The 17,394-nt window shown below is 74.6% G+C and carries 12 protein-coding genes and 1 pseudogene; 3 read left to right on the top strand and 10 right to left on the bottom strand.

Going from position 1 to position 17,394, the window contains the following annotated elements; translation table 11 throughout:
* Positions 1-32: 32 nt before the first annotated feature.
* From AC4BEG_RS00695 to paaA, 7 genes are read right to left on the bottom strand one after another with little or no spacing between them, the layout of a single operon-like run.
* Positions 33-839, bottom strand: coding sequence for an alpha/beta fold hydrolase (locus tag AC4BEG_RS00695; RefSeq protein WP_490703941.1), 807 nt, complete (start codon positions 837-839; stop codon positions 33-35).
* Positions 832-1,677, bottom strand: coding sequence for a tryptophan 2,3-dioxygenase (locus AC4BEG_RS00690; protein WP_490703940.1), 846 nt, complete (start codon positions 1,675-1,677; stop codon positions 832-834). The genes AC4BEG_RS00695 and AC4BEG_RS00690 overlap by 8 nt, the downstream gene beginning before the upstream one ends.
* 29 nt (positions 1,678-1,706) lie before the next feature.
* Entirely contained in the window at positions 1,707-2,798 is a 1,092-nt protein-coding gene (locus AC4BEG_RS00685; protein WP_490707318.1) for a 2Fe-2S iron-sulfur cluster-binding protein, read from the bottom strand.
* A gap of 15 nt (positions 2,799-2,813) precedes the next feature.
* Positions 2,814-3,293: a 1,2-phenylacetyl-CoA epoxidase subunit PaaD gene (gene paaD, locus AC4BEG_RS00680; protein ID WP_490707317.1), complete on the bottom strand. Its 480-nt coding sequence runs from the start codon at positions 3,291-3,293 to the stop codon at positions 2,814-2,816.
* A gap of 14 nt (positions 3,294-3,307) precedes the next feature.
* Entirely contained in the window at positions 3,308-4,084 is a 777-nt protein-coding gene (paaC, locus tag AC4BEG_RS00675) for a 1,2-phenylacetyl-CoA epoxidase subunit PaaC (protein ID WP_490703939.1), read from the bottom strand.
* The gene (paaB, locus tag AC4BEG_RS00670) at positions 4,074-4,376 is read right to left on the bottom strand and encodes a 1,2-phenylacetyl-CoA epoxidase subunit PaaB (protein WP_490703938.1); all 303 of its coding nucleotides are present in this window, start codon (positions 4,374-4,376) and stop codon (positions 4,074-4,076) included. Before paaB ends, paaC begins: the two co-directional genes overlap by 11 nt.
* Positions 4,373-5,380 (bottom strand): 1,2-phenylacetyl-CoA epoxidase subunit PaaA, encoded by a 1,008-nt coding sequence (paaA, locus tag AC4BEG_RS00665; protein ID WP_490703937.1) that lies wholly within the window; start codon positions 5,378-5,380, stop codon positions 4,373-4,375. The genes paaB and paaA overlap by 4 nt, the downstream gene beginning before the upstream one ends.
* A gap of 217 nt (positions 5,381-5,597) precedes the next feature.
* Between paaA and AC4BEG_RS00660 the strand changes: the two genes are divergently transcribed.
* The 3 genes and pseudogenes from AC4BEG_RS00660 to AC4BEG_RS00650 all read left to right on the top strand — a co-directional run.
* Positions 5,598-5,846, top strand: coding sequence for an acyl carrier protein (locus AC4BEG_RS00660; protein WP_201875923.1), 249 nt, complete (start codon positions 5,598-5,600; stop codon positions 5,844-5,846).
* Positions 5,846-7,327 (top strand): class I adenylate-forming enzyme family protein, encoded by a 1,482-nt coding sequence (locus tag AC4BEG_RS00655; protein WP_490703936.1) that lies wholly within the window; start codon positions 5,846-5,848, stop codon positions 7,325-7,327. Before AC4BEG_RS00660 ends, AC4BEG_RS00655 begins: the two co-directional genes overlap by 1 nt.
* A gap of 168 nt (positions 7,328-7,495) precedes the next feature.
* Positions 7,496-7,807 (top strand): annotated as a pseudogene (locus AC4BEG_RS00650) (enterobactin synthetase); the annotation flags it as partial.
* A 161-nt stretch (positions 7,808-7,968) separates the two neighbouring features.
* Here the strand turns inward: AC4BEG_RS00650 and AC4BEG_RS00645 are convergent.
* The 3 genes from AC4BEG_RS00645 to AC4BEG_RS00635 all read right to left on the bottom strand — a co-directional run bounded on the left by AC4BEG_RS00645 (position 7,969) and on the right by AC4BEG_RS00635 (position 17,370).
* The gene (locus tag AC4BEG_RS00645) at positions 7,969-8,769 is read right to left on the bottom strand and encodes a thioesterase II family protein (protein WP_490703935.1); all 801 of its coding nucleotides are present in this window, start codon (positions 8,767-8,769) and stop codon (positions 7,969-7,971) included.
* Positions 8,766-9,842, bottom strand: coding sequence for an NAD-dependent epimerase/dehydratase family protein (locus tag AC4BEG_RS00640; RefSeq protein WP_490703934.1), 1,077 nt, complete (start codon positions 9,840-9,842; stop codon positions 8,766-8,768). The genes AC4BEG_RS00645 and AC4BEG_RS00640 overlap by 4 nt, the downstream gene beginning before the upstream one ends.
* 172 nt (positions 9,843-10,014) lie before the next feature.
* Positions 10,015-17,370, bottom strand: a complete 7,356-nt coding sequence (locus AC4BEG_RS00635) for an SDR family NAD(P)-dependent oxidoreductase (protein WP_490703933.1) — start codon at positions 17,368-17,370, stop codon at positions 10,015-10,017.
* Positions 17,371-17,394: the final 24 nt, after the last annotated feature.

The raw sequence follows: 17,394 nt of genomic DNA, 5'->3' as shown, positions 1-17,394 counted from the left end.
GGGGCTCTCCTCCCGGTCGGGGTGCGGTGGCCTCATGGGTGAATCCGGTGCGCGAGACCGCCCAGTTCCTCGATGACCGCTCGACTCGCCCCGGAGCCCGGCTCGATGAGGGTGTAGTGGCCCGTCCCGGGCAGCGTCACAAGCTCCGCGTCCCGGTGCACGGCGGTGTAGGCGGTGAACTGCTCATGCGGCAGCTCCTCGTCCACCTCGCCGTGCAGCACCACGGTCGGTACGCCCGTGCTGCCCGCGTCGCGCAGCAGCGTGACCGGGTCCACCAGTGGCAGCAGCGGCTCCAGCCGGTCCGCCCCGCCCAGCAGTTGGTGTACCGCGTCGTCGCTGAGCCGCTCCCGTGCGCAGGCCGCCAGATCGGTGATCGGGGCCAGCGCGAGCACCGCCGACGGCAGTCGTGTGCCGTGCCAGGGCGCGTCCTCGGGCAGCAGGGCGCGCGCGGCCGCCCACAGCGCGAGATGACCGCCCGAGCAGTGGCCGGCCAGTACATACGGTCGCCCGTCCGGGATGGTGTCCAGCGCCAGCGCGATGTCGTCGAACGTCTCCGGAAAGCCGCCCGCGCCGCCGGAGCGGCGGAACCCCGGCAGGACGACGGTGAGTCCGGTTGCCGCCAGATGCGCCGCGAACGGGGTGAGATGCATCCGGTCGTAGCGCCAGTAGCCGCCGTGGAGCAGCACCACCATCGGAGCGTTCGCGTCCGTCCCCGGCCACATGTCGTACACCTGGTGGGGGTGTGTGCCATAGCTGCGGTGGACCGGTGCCAGTACGGGCCTCAGACCCAGCACCCGGCGCTCCTCCTCGGCATGGGCCGCGGAAACCTCCCTAGACATGGCCACGTGCGCTCCAGAGCTCGGGGAACACCGGACGTTCGGCGCGCTTCTCCAGCCACGACAGCCCGGAGGAACCACCGCTGCCCCGCTTGCCGCCCATCGCCCGGCGCACGGCGAGTAGATGGTCGGCACGCCAGCGCAGGACCAGTTCGGCGGTGTCGGTGAGCATCTCGCCCAGCGACACCAGCGGATCGTGCCGGGGCCCGGCGTAGATCCGCCGCCAGGACTCCTCCACTCCCGGGTCGGGCCGGTACTCCTCGGTCATGTCCCGCAGCAGGACATGCTCGGGGACGGGCAGCCCCCGCCGGTTCAGAAAGCCCAGTACCTCGTCGTACAGCGACGGCTGGGCCAGCGACTCCTGGAGTTCCGCGTAGACCACCGCATGCCCCCGGTGGGGCTGGATCAGCGAACGGGACTTGTCGCCGAGCAGGAACTCCATATGCCGGTACATCGCGGACTGGAACCCGGAGGCCTGTCCGAAAGCGGCACGGAAGCCGTTGAACTGAACTGGCGTCAGCCGGGCTATCGGGTACAGCGAGGCGTTGAGGGACCGGTGCGCGTCGCGACCGCGGCTCAGGGCGTCCATGGCCTCGTCGAGGTCGTCCTTCATCAGCGCGTCGCGCGCGGCCCGCCACTCGTGGACGATCAGCGTGAACCACAGCTCCATCACCTGCGTGGTGACGAGGAACCCCATCTCCTCGGGGGCTTGGGTGAGCGGCTGCTGGAGCGAGGACAGCACGGAGGCGTGGACGTAGTCGTCGTAGGGTGTCGACTCCTGGAAGCCGAGGAACGGGGCGTCCTCGACCAGGGCGGTTCCGATGGTGGGTTCGTCGGTCATGACATCTCCTGTCAGGCGTCGAAGTCGAATCAGGCGTCGAAGTCGAACTCGATGTCGTCCGATTCCGGCCGGGCGCGGCAGGCCAGGGTGTAGCCGGCCGCCAGTTCGTCCGCGCCCAGGGCGTACTGGCGGCCGAGGGTGACGCGGCCGGCGGTCACTTTGGCGCGGCAGGAGCCGCACAGGCCGTCGCGGCAGGAATACGGGGTCTCGGGGCGGGCGCGCAGCAGGGCGTCCAGCACCGCCCGGTCCCCGGGCTCCATGGTGGTCACGGTGGTGTGGCCGCCCAGCCGTGCGGTGATCCGTCCAGTGGTTCCCGCGGACCGGGGTGCGGGATCGTCCGGCCCCTCCTCTGGGAAGGCCGTTCCGGTGGAGAACAGTTCGAACCGCACGCGCTCCGGGTCGGCGCCCCATGCGGCGAGCGCCGCGCGCCCCTCCTCCACAAGACCCCACGGGCCGCACAGATAGAAGTGCGTATCGTCGTCGGGTTCGGCGCCCAGCAGCGCCAGCAGTCTCGGCAGCCGGTCGGCGTCGACGCGCCCGGACAGCAGATCGGTCTCCCGCTTCTCCCGGGAGAGTACGTGCAGGACGAAGAACCGCCCCGGGTGGGCGTCCTTGAGGTCCGCCAACTCGTCCGCGAGCAGCACCGACCGCGCGGTGCGGTTGGCGTGGACGAGCGACACCCGGCACGCCCGGTCGTCGCGCAGCGCCGCCTGCGCCATGCTCAGCAGTGGGGTGATGCCGCTGCCCGCGGCGATCAGTACATGGTGTGTGCCGGGCCGCGTGGCCAGCTGGAAGTCACCGGTGGGCGGGGCGAGTTCCAGCACATCCCCGGCGGCCAGGTCACGTGTGGCGTACTCGGCGAACCCGCCCGGCCCCAGTCGTTTGACCACCAGCCGCAGCCCATCGCACGCGCCGGGCGGGGGCGGCGGGCAGACCGAGTAGCTGCGGCGCAGCTCCCGCCCGTGCAGGACATGCCGGACGGTCACATGCTGGCCGGCCCGGTAGGCGAAAACGCCCGCGAGCGCCTCCGGCACCTCCAGGGACACCGCCACGGCGTCGTCCGTCAGCGGCTCCACCGAGCCCACCCGGAGCCGGTGCCAGCCCGTGGCCCGGCGCGTCATGTTCGTCACGGCGCCTCACATCGCTTTCAGCTGCGCGAAGGTCTCGCGGCACGCCGTACACACCAGCACGGCCTGGCAGCGGGTCGCGCCGAACGGGCTCTGCGGACGGGTCGCGGCCGAGCCGCAGTGCGGGCAGGGCACGCCGAGACCGAGCCGCACCGGCAGCGGGCCCGTGGCGGGTCCCGGCGGGGCGATGCCGTGCTCGGCGAGCTTCCGCCGGCCTTCGGCACTGATCCAGTCGGACGTCCAGGCGGGCGCGAGCTCCTGCCGCACCCGTCCCTCCGGGTGGCCGCACGCGGCCAGCACCTCCCGGATGGCGGCCTCGATCGACGGCATGGCCGGACAGCCCAGGAACGTAGGGGTGATGACGACTTCCAGCACTCCGTCCGGCGCCGGTTCCACGGCGCGGAGCACGCCCAGATCGGCCAGGGTGACCATCGGCAGCTCCGGATCCGGTACGGCCGCCACCCGAGCCCGTACCTCCCCGGCGGCCATCGGCGGTGCGGTGCTCACCAGGTGCCTCCCGGGTACTGGCGGCGGACCGACTGGAACTCCGCCAGCAGCGGGCCGAACGCCTCCGTGTGCAGCCCCGAGCGGCCGCCCGTCGCCACCCACGCTCCCGGCGGCACCTCCAGACCGGCTTCCGCCAGCACGGCGGCCGTCTCCCGCTCCCACGGCTCCCGCAGCCGTGCCGGATCCACCCCGGTACCGGAGGCGTCGAGCCGCCGGGTCAGCTCGTCGCTCTCGAACAGCTCGGCCGCGTACGGCCATACATGCGCCAGGCCCGCCCGCATCCGCCGACGGCTCTCCTCGGTGCCCCGGCCCAGCCGGACCGTCCACTGCGCGGCGTGCATCCGGTGGTACGCCACCTCCTTGGCCGCCCGCACGGCGAATGCCGCCAGTCCGGGATCGGCCGAGCGCTCCAGCTCCGTCCAGAGCAGCCGGCAGTGGACCGAGTACGCCAGCTGCCGGGCGATCGTCACGGCGAAGTCCCCGCCCGGCAGCTCCACCAACAACACATTGCGGAACTCCCGCTCCGTCCGGCCGTACGCCAGGTCGTCGTCGGTGCGGTCCGTGCCGTCCAGTTGCCCGGCGTGGGACAGCAGGGTACGGGCGTGGCCGAGCAGATCCAGGGCGATGTTGGACAGCGCCAGGTCCTCTTCGATCGTCGGCGCGCGGGTGATCCAGGAGCACAGCCGCTGGCAGAGGATCAGCGCATCGTCGCCGAGCCGCAGCGCGTACGCGGCCGTGTCGAGCTCATCCCGGGGGATCTCGCTAACCGTCATGGCCGTCCGTCTCGTTGAGGGGGACGTAGTGGTCCGGGTGCCGGAACGGCTTGTGCTCGGCGTTGGCGAACAGCGGGCCCTTCTCGTCCGGCGCGGAGGCCCGGATGTGGTCGGAGCGCACCACCCACAGGGAGACCGTCTCGCCCCGCCGGGTGTACAGATCCCGGGCGTTGGCGAGCGCCATGTCGGCGTCGGCGCCGTGCACCGACCCCACGTGCTGGTGCGCCAGCCCCCGGCGGGGGCGGATGAACACCTCCCACGGGATCCGGTTGCGTACGGTCTCCTCGCTCATGCCGCCTCCCCGTTTGCCGCCCGCTCCCCGTGTTCCGCCTGCCGGTCCGCGTAGGCGTCGACCGCCTCGCGCACCCAGGCGCCGTCCTCGTGCGCCGCCACCCGGTGGGCCAGCCGCTGCCGGGCGCACGCCGAACCGTCGCCGAGCACATCGCGGAACTGCTGCCAGTCCACCGGGGTGAAGTCGTAGTGGCCGCGCTCCTCGTTCCAGCGGATCGCCGGGTCGGGCAGGGTGACGCCCAGCCGCTCGGCCTGCGGTACGCAGTTGTCGACGAACCGCTGCCGCAGCTCGTCGTTGGTGTGCCGTTTGATGCCCCAGGCCATCGACCGCCGGGTGACCGACGCGCCCATGGCCGCCGTCCGCGCGTCGGCGCCGCCCGCCACCGTGTCCGGCGGCCCGAACATCAGAGCCACCGCCGGAAGCCACCACCGGTCCACCGCGTCCTGCGCCATCCGTTTCTGCTCCGGCGTGCCCCGGCACAGCGACCACAGCACGTCGTAGCCCTGTCGGACATGGAAGGCCTCCTCCTGGCAGACCCGCCGCATGGCCCGCGCGTAGGGCCCGTACGAGGTCTGGCACAGCGGCACTTGGTTGACCACGGCCGCGCCGTCCGTCAGCCAGGCGATCGCGCCGGTGTCGGCCCAGGTCAGCGCCGGGTGGTTGAACGTGGCCGCGTACCTCTGGTGGCCCCGGTGCAGCGCGTCCAGCAGCTCTGTCCGGTCCACGCCGAGCGTCTCGGCGGCCGCGTAGAGATACAACCCGTGCCCGGCCTCGTCCTGCACCTTCGCCAGCAGACTCGCCTTGCGGTGCAGTGAGGGCGCGCGGGTCAGCCACGCGCCCTCCGGCTGCATGCCGATGATCTCCGAATGGGCGTGCTGGGCGATCTGCCGCAGCACCATCCGCCGGTAGCCGTCGGGCATCCGGTCGCCCGGCTCGATCTGTTCGCCGGCGGCCAGCAGCGCTTCGAACCGCTCCTCGGGACACCCTTCACGCGTCTTTGGCACTTCACGCGTCTCTGGCACTGTCTCACTCCCTCGGTCACGGCGGCGCCTCGTGCGATGCGGCGCTTTGTGACATAAGGAGTGCGGGATGCCCGCCGGCAATCCCGTGACGAAGGACACGCGGGGAACCTGCCGGGGCGAGGGATTGTGCCGTGCCTTCGGTGCCTCTCTCCCCAATGCGGTCAATTGCCGTAGCTGTACGACCAGGGAAGGGCAACGCATGGGCACCGTACGGGAGATGCTTGTCGAACTCACCGGCACACCGGAGTTCGCCGAGGGCGTCGAGGACAACACCGACCTCAGCGCCAGCGGCATCGACTCCGGCGACCTGGTGCGCCTGGTGCTGCTCATCGAGCAGCGCACCGGCGTGGAGGTCACCGCCGAGGACATGGAGGGCCTGATCACCCTCGCCGACTACGAGCGGTTCGTGGCCGAGCGCACCGGCGCCGCACAGCCCGGCGGCGCCTGATGTGGCTCACCCAGCTGATGGAGCGCAACCGGCAGTGCTTCCCGGACCGCGCGGCCTTCATCGACGAGCGCCGTTCGGTCACCTGGGCCGGGCTCCACGACCGGACGGCGCGGCTGGCACGCGGGTTCGCCGCGCGGGGCGTACGGCCCGGCGACCGCGTGGCGGTGCTCTCGCTCGACCGGGTCGAGGTCCTGGAGACCTACTTCGCGCTCGCCCGGCTCGGCGCGCTGTTCGTCCCGCTCAACCACAGTCTGATGCCCGACGAGGTGACGGGCATCGCCGAGCGCACCGAACCGGCCGCGGTGGTCGGTGAGGCCGAACTCCTCGCCCGCCACCCGGACCTGCCCGCGCGCCTGCGGATCGCCCTGGACGGCGAGGAGTTCGCCGCGCTTGCCGAGGGAGACGGTGAGGGGAGGGAGGTGGAGCTGCCGGACGTCGCCGACGACGCACCGGCCGCGATCCTGCACACCTCCGCCACCACCGGCCGGGCCAAGGGCGTCACCGTCGACCACGCCTCCTTCCGGGCCATCGCCCTCGGCTGGCTCGCATCGGCCCGTCCCGCCGACGACATGGTGCTGCTCAACTGCTGTCCCCTCTACCACGGCAGCATGGTGGTGTCGCTGACCTACATGGCGGCCGGTGCCACCGTTGTCCTGCTGCCGGGCTTCAAGCCGCAGACGGCGCTGGCCGCGATCGAGGAGCACCGCGCCACGCACATCTGGCTCGTTCCGCAGATGCTGCGCTTCCTGCTCCAGGCCAAGGCCGCCGAGACGGCCGACCTGTCCTCGCTGCGCGAGGTGCTCTACGGCGCCGCGCCCATGCCCGTCGACCTCTACGCGACGGCCGTGTCCCGGCTGGGCTGCGGCTTCCGGCAGGTCTACGGCATGACCGAGGTCGGCGGCCCGTTCGTCACCCTCGGCCCCGAGGAGCACCCCGCGCCGGACGCCGTGGCCGAGCGCCTCCCCAGCGGCCGGGTCATCCCCGGCATGTCCGTGCGCGTCCTCGACACGGAGGGCCGTGCGGCCGAGCGGGGCGCCATCGGGGAGATCTGCGTACGCGGGCCCGGCGTCATGCGCGGCTACTGGCGCGACGAGCAGGCCACCGCCGAGATCACGGTGAACGGCTGGACCCGCACCGGCGACCTCGGCTTCCTCGACGCGGAGGGCCGCATCCACCTCGTCGACCGCAGCAAGGATCTGATCATCCGCGCCGGGCTGAACGTCTACCCCACGGAGATCGAACAGGCCCTGCGCGCACACCCGGCCGTGCGCGACGCCGCCGTGGTCGGCATCCCGGACGACGACTACGGCGAAGTGCCGCTGGCGTACGTCGTCGCCGACGAGGGGACGAGCGCCGCCGAACTGCTGCGGCACACCGCCGGGCAACTCGCCCCGTACAAGCGCCCCCGCCGCGTCGAGTTCATCGACCAGGTGCCGAGGAACCCCGCCGGAAAGATCCTCAAGAAGCTGCTGCGGGCCTGACCGTTGCCCAGCGCGAAGCCGTCGGGAAGCGACCGGATACGCACCGCCGTCGCTCTCCTCGCCCTCCGGTCGGCCCTCGCCGCCGATGGGGTCGGCCTCGGCATCGCCGCCGTCGGCGACCCCGCGGCACGCCCGGCCGGGCCGGACGAGCGGCGGCGGGCGGACACCATGCCGCCGGCCCGCCGCCGCGACTTCCTGGCCGGACGCCACGCCGCCCGCCGCGCCCTGGCCGCCGCCGGACAGCCGACGGGAGACATCGGCTGTGCCGGCCGGCGTCCCGTGCCGCCCGCCGGAACCACCGTCTCCATCAGCCACTCCGGCGGCCTGGCCGTGGCCCTGGCGGCCCCCGCGTCGCCGGGCCGTGCCCTCGGCTGCGACCTGGAACTGCGCGGTCTGCCGCTCCCGGCCGCGCATCTTGTGCTGCATCCCGATGAGGAGAGCTGGGTAGGTGCCGCGGGCGGTCCGGCGGCGGCCGAGGCCCGTCTGCTCGCCCTCTTCTCTGCCAAGGAGGCGGCGTTCAAGGCGTTCGGCGTGCTGCTGCCCGCCGAACGCGCGCCCACGACCCTGCTGGGCATCACCGCCGCGCCGGTGCCGGGCGGTTTCCTCGCCCGGCACCGGCCTGGTCGGCGGGAGGCAGCCGGTCAGGCGCTCCGGATCGGTGTGGTCCCGGCGGGGCCGGGCGTGTTCACCTGGACGGCCGGGGCCACGGAGCGGACCGCCGAGACGATCCGGCCGACCAGCGGCGCCGGGTCCGGCTGGAAGTAGAAGTGACCACCCGTCAGCACCTGGGCGCCGCAGAAGCGGATGCTCCGCTCGGCCCAGGTGTGCATCAGGTGCCAGGGCGCGATCGGGTCGGCGTCCCCGGCGAAGACCGACAGCGGCACCGTCAGCGGGCCCGTGCCGTACCGGGGCTCCCAGCGCTCCGCGATACGCAGGTCCGCGCGGAGGACGGGCTCGATCAGCGCCCACATCTCCGGGTCCTCCAGCACCTCGCGCGCGGTGCCGCCCATGACGGCCAGCCACGCGCGCAGTTCGTCCTCGGGCAGGTCGAAGTGCGGCTCCGCACGCGGGTGGTGCTCGGGCGGGCTGACGGCCGACAGGCCCAGCCAGCGGGGCAGCGGTAGCCCGCGGTCGCGCAGCGCGAGGGTCAGCTCATAGCCGGCGACGGCGCCCATGCTGTGCCCGAACAGGGCGTACGGCCGGTCGGCCCAGGGCTGGACGTCGGCCACGTACGCCTCGGCCAGTTCGGCCGCCGTCTCGCGGAGCGGACCGGGGCGGCCGCCCCGGCCCGGCGCCTCGACCAGGCACAGCTCCCAGTCCGCCGGCAGATGGGCGGCCCAGGGGCGGTACGGGACATGTGAAGCGCCGGAGTGGTGCAGGACGAACAGCCGCAGCGACGGCGCGTCCACGGGCCGGGGACGGATGATGGACACAGGGCTCACCGGGTGCGGCTTCCTTCGGGGCGGGCTTCCGGGGACGCTTCCGCGCTGCCGGATCCTTCGGGGCGGGACGTCGCCCACGCGTCGAGCACCGCCAGCTCCCGGGCCCGGTCCAGTGCCGGGGCGGGCTGGTCCGGGCGCTGCGGCGGGTCGGTCAGCGGGCGGAGCCAGCGCCAGGTGTCGGCGGCGGTCTCGTGCGCCGGGCGGCAGACGAGCCCGGCGCCCCGGGCCCGCTCGGTGGAGAATCCCCACACCGAGCGCTCCGGGACGCCCCCGGGCGCCCACAACGGCAGGTCCAGCCACGGCCGCAGCCCCTGGGCGAGCAGGAAGTCGTCCGGCACCCACACCGTTTCCCCGCCGCCGGTGGCATCACGGCAGGCGGTCAGCCAGGCACCGTAGTCCAGGCCCCGCGGCCCGGCCACGTTCCACGCGCCGCCCTCGGCGGCGCCCTTGACCAGGGTCAGGCCGAAGCGCGCCACGTCGCGCGCGTCGACCAGCGGCAGCGGGGCCCGGGGGCTGCCCGGGGCCAGCACCGGCCCGCCGTCCGCGAACCGGCGCAGCCAGTAGGCGCTCATCCCGGTGTCCTCGTGCGGGCCGACCACCGCCCCCGGGCGCAGCAGCTGCGTCCGGCCGGCGAAGTGCCGCCGGACGGCGCGTTCGCAGCCCGCCTTGAGCACCCCGTAGTGCCCGCCGTCGGGACCCGCGTCGTCCGGGCAGTCGTGCAGGGGCGCGCTCTCGTCGCCGTCCAGCGGGTCGAAGGGGCCGTTCCGCCGGTAGGCGGCGACGCTGGAGACGAACAGATACGTGTCCGCGAGTCCGGACAGGGCCGCCGCCGAGGCGCCCACCACCCGCGGGACGTAGCCGCAGGTGTCGACGACCGTGTCCCAACTCCCGCCCGCCGCCAGCGCGGACAGGTCGGCGGCCACCGTGCGGTCGCCGCGCACGCTCTCGACGCCGGGTATGTCCGGCCCGGTGCGGCCCCGGTTGAAGGTGGTGACGGTGTGCCCCGCGGCGAGCGCCTCGGTGGCGAAGGCGCGGCCGAGGAACGCGGTTCCGCCGAGGATCAGAAGCCTCATGCCGCCTCCCCTCGCGAACCGGGGGCGGTGTGCGCGGTGCGCCGGCCGCCCGGCACGGGCGTGAGGCCCGGCCGGGGACAGGGCTGTCCGCGGCCGTCGGCCAGGAACCGGACCTCGGGGTCCGTCCCGTCGTTCCGGTCCATGGGACTGTTCCGGTCCATGATGATGGGGGTCACGAAGATCGCCCTTCCCTGGTGGTGGGTGAGCCGCCGCCCGGGGCGAGCCGGGCGTTGAGCGGCGCGGCGATGAACGGAAGCTGCGCGGGGCGCAGGATCTCCTGGTGGAGAGAGTCCAGAACGTGGTCGGTCACCTCGCCGGTCATATGCGGCCGCCAGCGCTCGGCGGGCGGCGGCGCGTCCGCGGCGTGGCTGCGGCGCGCGGTGAAAACCAGCAGGTCGCCGTCGACCGTGCCGGGCGTGTGCCCGGCGACCAGCCCGGTGTTGTGCCGCATGACGTCCACCATGCGGCCGAGTTGGGCCTCGTCGATTCCGGCCAGGGCGCTGCCGCTGCTCCGCAGTGCGGCCACCGCGGCGGCCCGGTCCGGCGGGGCCACGCCAGGGGCGGGAGCCACCCCCGCGCCGTCCAGCAGCAGACCCAGCAGGATGCCCTCCAGTTCCTCGGGCGCGGGCAGCGACCCCAGGTCCTCCTGCCGCAGCGGGAAGCTGTCGAGGACGGCGAGGAGTTCGACGCGCTCTCCCACCCGCTGGAGCCGTTCGGCCACCGCGTGCGCGACGAACCCGCCGAGCGACCAGCCGAGCAGCGCATACGGCCCGGACGGGCGCAGCTCACGGATCCGCCGCGTGTAGTCGTCGGCCATCTCCTCGATGGAGCCCGGCAGCGCCGCCGGGTCCGTGAGGCCCGGCGACTGCACGCCGTGCACCGGAACCGCCCCGTCGAGGTGGGCGAGCAGCGGGGCGAAGGGCCAGCAGATGCCTCCGCCGGGGTGGAAGCAGAACAGCGGAGTGGCGCTGCCCTCGGGCCGCAGCGGCAGATGCGGGGCGAACGGGGACGCGCCGGTCGACCGTCCCTCCAGATGCGCCGCGAGCCCCGCCACCGTGGGGTGTTCGAAGAGGGCGGCGACGCCGACGGGGTGGCCGAGCACCGTACGGATCCGGCTGACCAGGCGGGTCGCCAGCAGTGAACGCCCGCCCAGGTCGAAGAAGTTGTCGTGGCGGCCGACCCGGTCGACGTCGAGCACGGAGCACCACAGGTCGGCGAGCGCCCGCTCGGTCCCGTCGCGCGGGGGCTCCCCGCCGCGAGCCGCGCCGCCGGGGGCCATGACGCCACCGGCCCCGGCCCGGCGCAGCCGTTCGCGGTCCACATCGCCGTCCGCGGTGAGCGGCAGGGTCTCGTGGTGCACCCGGACGCAGGAGGCGGGCGTGCCGAAGACATCCGCCGGGCCCGGCCGGTCCGCCCCCTGCCGCCCGCCCCCGGGAGCCGGTACCAGATAGGCGGTGAGGCGGTGCAGCGGATGCGCGGGACCCGTGAGATGGCTGCCCACCCAAGGGGCGCCGCCGTCCAGGCCGATCAGCAGGTGCGGCTCGTCGTGGCGGAGGGCGACGTCCAGGGAACGGACGGCCTCCCGGGGGCCGAGCGGCAGATAACCGCGGGCCCGGGTCAGCGGTTTGAGGGCGTAGCCACGGCTCATACCGCGCTCGTCCCACATGCTCCAGGCCAGGCTCACCGTCGGCATCCCGGCGTCCCGCCGCCCGGCGACAAGCGCGTCCAGGTGGGCGTTGGCGGCCGCGTAGGCGGCCGCTCCGGCGCCCCCGAAGTGGCCGTTGACGGAGGAGTAGGCGACGAACAGCGCGCCGGGCCGGTCGCCGAGCGCCTCCAGGAGGTGTTCCGTGCCCGTGGTCTTCGCGGCCAGGACACGCTCCCAGTGGTCCGCGTCCGCCTCGCCCAGAGGGCGTTCCTCCAGCACACCGGCGAGGTGGAACACCCCGTCCAGCGTCCCGCCGTGACACCCGGCCGCCTCCCGCAGCACCCGGTGGACCGCCGCGCGGTCGGTGACGTCGGCGACGGCGTACCGTACGTCGCCCAGCGCCCGCAGTTCCTCCAGCGCGGCCGCCCGGCCGGGATCCCGGCCCGGGTCGCCGCGCCCGACCAGGGTCACGGCGGCGCCGTACGCGGTGAGCAGGTGGCGGGCGGTGTCCACGCCGAGCCCGCCGAGCCCGCCGGTGAGCAGATAGTGCCCGCCCTCGCGCAGCGGCGACGCGTATCCGGGAGCGGGCAGCTGTTCCAGCCGCTGCACGTACCGGACGCCGTCCTGGTAGGCGATGTCCCCGTCGGTGACGGGGGACCGGCTCTCCGCCCACAGCAGGGCCGCGAGCCTCTCGGGTCCGCCGGCGGTGTCCACGTCGATCCACCGGCCGGTCAGCCACGGCCACTCCTGCACGGCGCTCTTGAGCACGGGAACGGCCGCGGCCCGCCCCGGCACGACAGGGCCCCGCCCGGCGAGCCCCGCCCGGCTGGAGGTGGCCACGACGTCCAGGACGAGCGCCCGTCCGGTCGCCTCCCGTACGGCGGACTGGGCGCGCAACAGGGCGGTCAGCGCGGCGAGCGGCTCCGGCTCCCGCGCGGGCGCGTCGAGCAGCCGCAGATCCAGCACGCGGTCGGCCCGGTCGAGCGCGTCGTCCCCCGTCGCCCCCGGGCCGAGGACGGTGCACCGGCCGCCCGCCGCCCGCACCAGCCCGCAGAGGGCGTCCGCCACCGCCCCGCCGGGGTCGGCGAGTACCACCGTGTGGGCCCGGTCGACGGCGGCGAGCGGTGTGCGCGGGGCTTCGGCGCGCCGCCAGACGGGCCGGTGGAACCGGTTGACGATCGTCCGCTCGTTGCCCAGCAGCAGATCGGTCCGGCGCAGCGCCGCGTCGAACTCGCCTGCCGCCAGACGCTGTTGCAGCGCCGATCGCTGGATCTTGCCGATCTCCGTCTTGGGAATGGCGGCGGGTTCGGTGAACACCAGGAACGAGGGGGACACCCCCGTCTCACGGGTGACCCGGCCGGTGATCTCGACGGCCAGCCGCCGTTCGTCGGCACCGGGCTGCGGACAGCAGAAAAGGGCGAGCCGGTCGGTGGTGTCCCCCGGTGCGCGGGCCGCGACGGCGGCGGTGAAGGAGCGCTCCACGCCGGGGACGTCCTCGGCCACGGCCTCGATGTCGTGGGACTGGAGATTGACGCCGTTGACGATGATCGTGTCCTTGGCCCGCCCGGCGAGATACAGCTCGCCGTCGCGCAGGAACGCCAGGTCGCCGGTCTCGAACCAGCCGTCCGCCGTGAAGGATTCGGCGTTCTTCGCCGGTTCCCGGTGGTAGCCGTCGGTCACGGCGGCGCCGTGCACCTGGAGCCGGCCGACGGCGCCCTCCGGCACCGGCAGTCCGTCCTCGCCCGCCACACGGACGGAGAACCCGGGGAGCGGGCGGCCGCAGCTGACGAACGTGTCGTCGTCCGTGCTGTTCTCCAGCGTCAGCACGCTATCGGCCTCGAGGGAGCAGGTCTCCGACATGCCCCAGGCAGGGTGCACGGCCGTGCCGGAGAGCCCGTACGGCGCGAGCGCGGCCAGGAAGCGGCGCACCACCCGGGCGATCACCGCCTCGCCGCCGTTGATCGCGAATCGCAGGCAGGAGAGGTCCCAGCCGCGGCCGGGTTCCTCGGCGAGCCGCTCGCCCACCAGCCCGTAGGCGAAGTTCGGCGCCCAGGTGGTGGTGGCGCGGTACCGGTCGATGCCGTCCAGCCAGCGCAGCGGGTCCTCCAGCACCCAGGACGTGGGTGCGATCACTTGCGAGGCGCCCGCCACCAGATCGCGCACATGCGTCATGAGGAGGCCGCCGACGTGGTCCAGCGGCATCCAGTTGTACGACCGGTCGGCCGGGCCGATGCCGTGCCGCTGATGGACGGCGGCGACCTGGGTGAGGATATTGCGGTGCCGCTGCTCGACGGCCTTGGGGCGTCCGGTGCTGCCCGAGGTGAGCAGCAGCAGGACGAGGTCGTCGGGCGAGGGCCGGTACCAGTCCTGGTCCTGGCCGCCCGTCAGCAGCTCGTCGACACAGGCCACGCGGGCCGTGCCGCGCCCCTGCCGGGCCAGCAGCCCCGTGATCCCGTCACGGGCCGTGGACGGTGCGAGGATCCACGGCTCGCCGAGGGTGTCCCAGGCGTCGGCCAGCCGTGCCGCCTGGGCGCTGTCCACGCCGTAGCCGCCGGGCGGGGCCGCCAGTGGCACGGCGGCGAACCCGCCGATGACACAGGCCCAGAAACCGGTCACGAAGTCCCGGGTGTCCGGCAGTTGGAGGAGCACCGGGTCGCCCGGCCGGGCGCCCAGCTGCCGCAGACCGCCCAGCACCCGGGAGGCGTCCTCGGCGAGCGCGGCGTACGACTGCTGTTCCTGCGGGCCGTCGGCCCGCAGATGTGTCATGCCGCCGTCCCCGGCCGCGGTACGGCGCAGCGCGGCCGCCAGGTCCGCCACGGGCAGCGGGTGCAGCTCGGGGCCGGTGGAGACGGAGGGCGGGGCGTCGGCCTTCGCGGGTTCCCGGGACCGCGCGGATTCCCGGTCCCTACCGGCCTGTTCGGTGCCGTGGCCGGACCCGCGGGGGCCGAGGTCGCGTGTGCCGAGGTGCAGCCGTTCGGGCTCCGGCGGCGGATCGTCGGTGATCAGCACGACGGCGGACCCGCCGTCGGCCTCGGTCGTGAGGTGCCGCTCCCAGGCGGCGGCGAGCTCCTCGTCCACCACCGGCAGCCGGTCCAGGACCGCGACGTCCACGCCCCCGTCGGTGGTGCGCGGCAGGACGGAGACGGCCACCACTCGCGCGGGCGGGGCACCGGCAGGCAGCGCGGTGCGCGCGGCGGCGGTGAGCCGTTCCCGGTCCACGGCGGCGGACGGCACCACGAACGCGACCGCTTCCAGGGCACAGTCGAGCCGTCGACGGAACGTCACCCGGCAGTCGCGGACGGCGTCGAGCGCCAGCAGCGCCCGCTCGACGCAGCCCGGGTCCACCCACTGCCCGCCCAGCACGGCGCCCTCCGCGCCACCGCCGTCCGCCGTCAGACGTCCGCCGGGGACGATCCGGCCGGTGTGGCCGACGGGCTGGAGGAGCAGCCCCGCGCCGAACGGGTCCTTGCGCTCAGGGAGTCCGGCGACCGTACCGCCGCCCGGGGCGGCCCAGACGCCGCCCGGCACCCCCCACGGGGTATGCGGCCCCTCCCCGTCCAGCACGCACACGGGAAGCAGCGGGCCGAAGTCCGCCCGCCCTTCGAGCGCCAGGGCGTACGGGCCGACGCCCGGGGCCAGCGCGACCCGGTCGGCCGCGGTCCGCGGGCCCGGTGCGGGCGGGGCGAGCAGCACGGTCCGCGCACCGGGCACGGACGTCGGCCGGTCGGCGGTGAGTACCACGGTGGGCGCGGCCATCCGGCCGCCCTGTTCGTCCTGGCCGCCCCGTTCGTCGTTGCCACCGAGCAGCAGGCGGGCGCCGGACGCGAGCGCGGCCAGCACGCCCCGCACGAAGGCCGGGGAGCCGGGCGGTGCGGCCACCGCCACCCGGTCGTCCGGGCGCAGCCCCGCGGCGTCGGCCAGCAGAGCCGTCTGCGCGGCGAGAGCGGAGGAGCCGACGCCCAGCAGGCCGTGGTCCGACCACTCCAGCAGCACCGGGCCGCCGTCGCGTACCGGCGCGGGGGGAACGTCCCCCGCGTCCGGTACGGTGCCCCCGAGCGGGATACGGGGCACGCCCCACACGCCCTCGGCGTCGGTGAGCACGGCGTGCGCCCCGCCGCGGTGGACGAGGTCCCGGTTGCGCTCCGGCGGGTCGGCCGGGTCGAGAACGACCACCGCCGCCCCGGTGCGCAGGGCGGCGAGCAGCGCCGTCACGCCGGACGCGTCCGCTCCGGCCGCGACGGCCAGTCGGCTGCCCGGGGCCGTACCGGCGGCCGCGAGCCGCGCCGTCAGCCGCGCGGCCCTGCCGTCCAGCTCCCGCCAGGTCAGCTCGTCCGGGCCGGCGACGACGGCCACGTCACCGGGACGCTCGGCGGCCGCCCGCGCGAAACGCTCCGGCAGTGCGACCGGCTCCGTCGCCTCCACGGCCTCGGCCGGGCGGGCCTGCCGCGTCAACTCGGCAGCCAGGGCGGTGTGTTCCTCCTCGGTGAGCAGGTCCAAGGCGGTCACCGGCGTGAGCGGGGCCGCCACCGCCGCCTGGAGCAGGCGGACCCAGCGCTGTGCCATCCGCCGCACGGTCGGCTCGTCGAACAGATCCGTGCCGTAGACGACCAGGACCCGCAGTGCGCCGCCGTCGTCCTGGACATGGAACTCCAGGTCGTGCCGGGTGGACTGGGCGTCGACGAGGAAGTGCGCGGCCTTCAGCCCGGCGAGTTCCGGCTCGGGGAGGGCGAAGTCCTGAAGCGCGAAGACCGCCTGGACGAGAGTGGCGCGGTCGCCCGTCCGCTCCGGGGCGACCTCCGCGACGATCTGCTCCAGCCGCGTCCGGTCGTGGGCGCGGGCGCCGAGCACGGTCTCTCCGGCCCGCGCGACGAGCTCGGTGAACGACGGAGCGCCGGTCAGCGACAGCCGCATGGGCAGTACGTTCGCGAAGTAGCCGACGACCGGCTGAACTTGGGGCTCGTCCCGGTTGGCGAACGGGGTGCCCACGATGATGTCGTCGCCGCCGGTGTGCCGGGACAGGAACGCGGCGTACCCGGCCAGGAGGGCGGTGTAGAGCGTCACCCCGCGCTCCCGGCAGAACGCGCGCAGCGCCGAGGTGAGCGGCGCGGGCAGCTGGAGCTCGCACTGCGCGCCCGCGTACGAAGGCCGGGCCGGGCGGGGGCGGTCGGCGGGCAGCTCCAGGACCGGCAGCTCGCCCGAGAGGCGTTCCCGCCAGTAGGCGAGCCCGGCCCGTGCGTCCTCGGTGTCCTGCCGCTCGCGCTGCCACTCGGACCAGTCGGCGTACTGGATGGACAGCTCGGGCAGTTCGGGGGCGCGGCCCGTGCACCGGGCCGCGTACGCGACGCCCAGTTCGCGTACCAGGATGCCGAGTGCCCAGCCGTCGACGACGATGTGGTGGACGCACAGGACGAGGATGTGCTCGTCGTCGGCCAGCCGCAGCAGCCCCGCGCGGACCGGCGGTTCGGCCGTCAGATCGAAGGGGCGCCGGGCCAGGGCGTCGAGTGCCGTGCGCAGGGCCGCACCGTGCTCCGGGGCGTCCTCGCCGGGCAGTGCGGTCACGGTGAGCGGCACCTCGGCGCGGTCCAGGACGACCTGGTGCAGCTCGTCGCCGGAGTCGTCGAAGACCGTCCGCAGCGTCTCGTGCCGGTCCACCAGGTCCGCGACGGCCGCCGCGAGCGCGTCACGGTCCAGTGTGCCGGTCAGGCGCAGGGACAGCGGGACGTTGTAATACGGGTTGTCCGGGGCGAGTTGCTGGAGGAACCACATCTGCTCCTGGGCGGAGGAGGCGGGGAAGGCCAGCCGGCCGGGCTCCTCGGAGCGGGGCGCGGGAGAGGTCTCGACAGCGGTCGCGGAGACGGGACCGTCCGCGGCGGTTGCGGGCATACGGGACTCCTGGACAGGGCGGTG

It is taken from the genome of Streptomyces sp. JLBJ103 (assembly GCF_058215575.1).
This window is presented reverse-complemented; position numbering and strand designations above follow the sequence as displayed.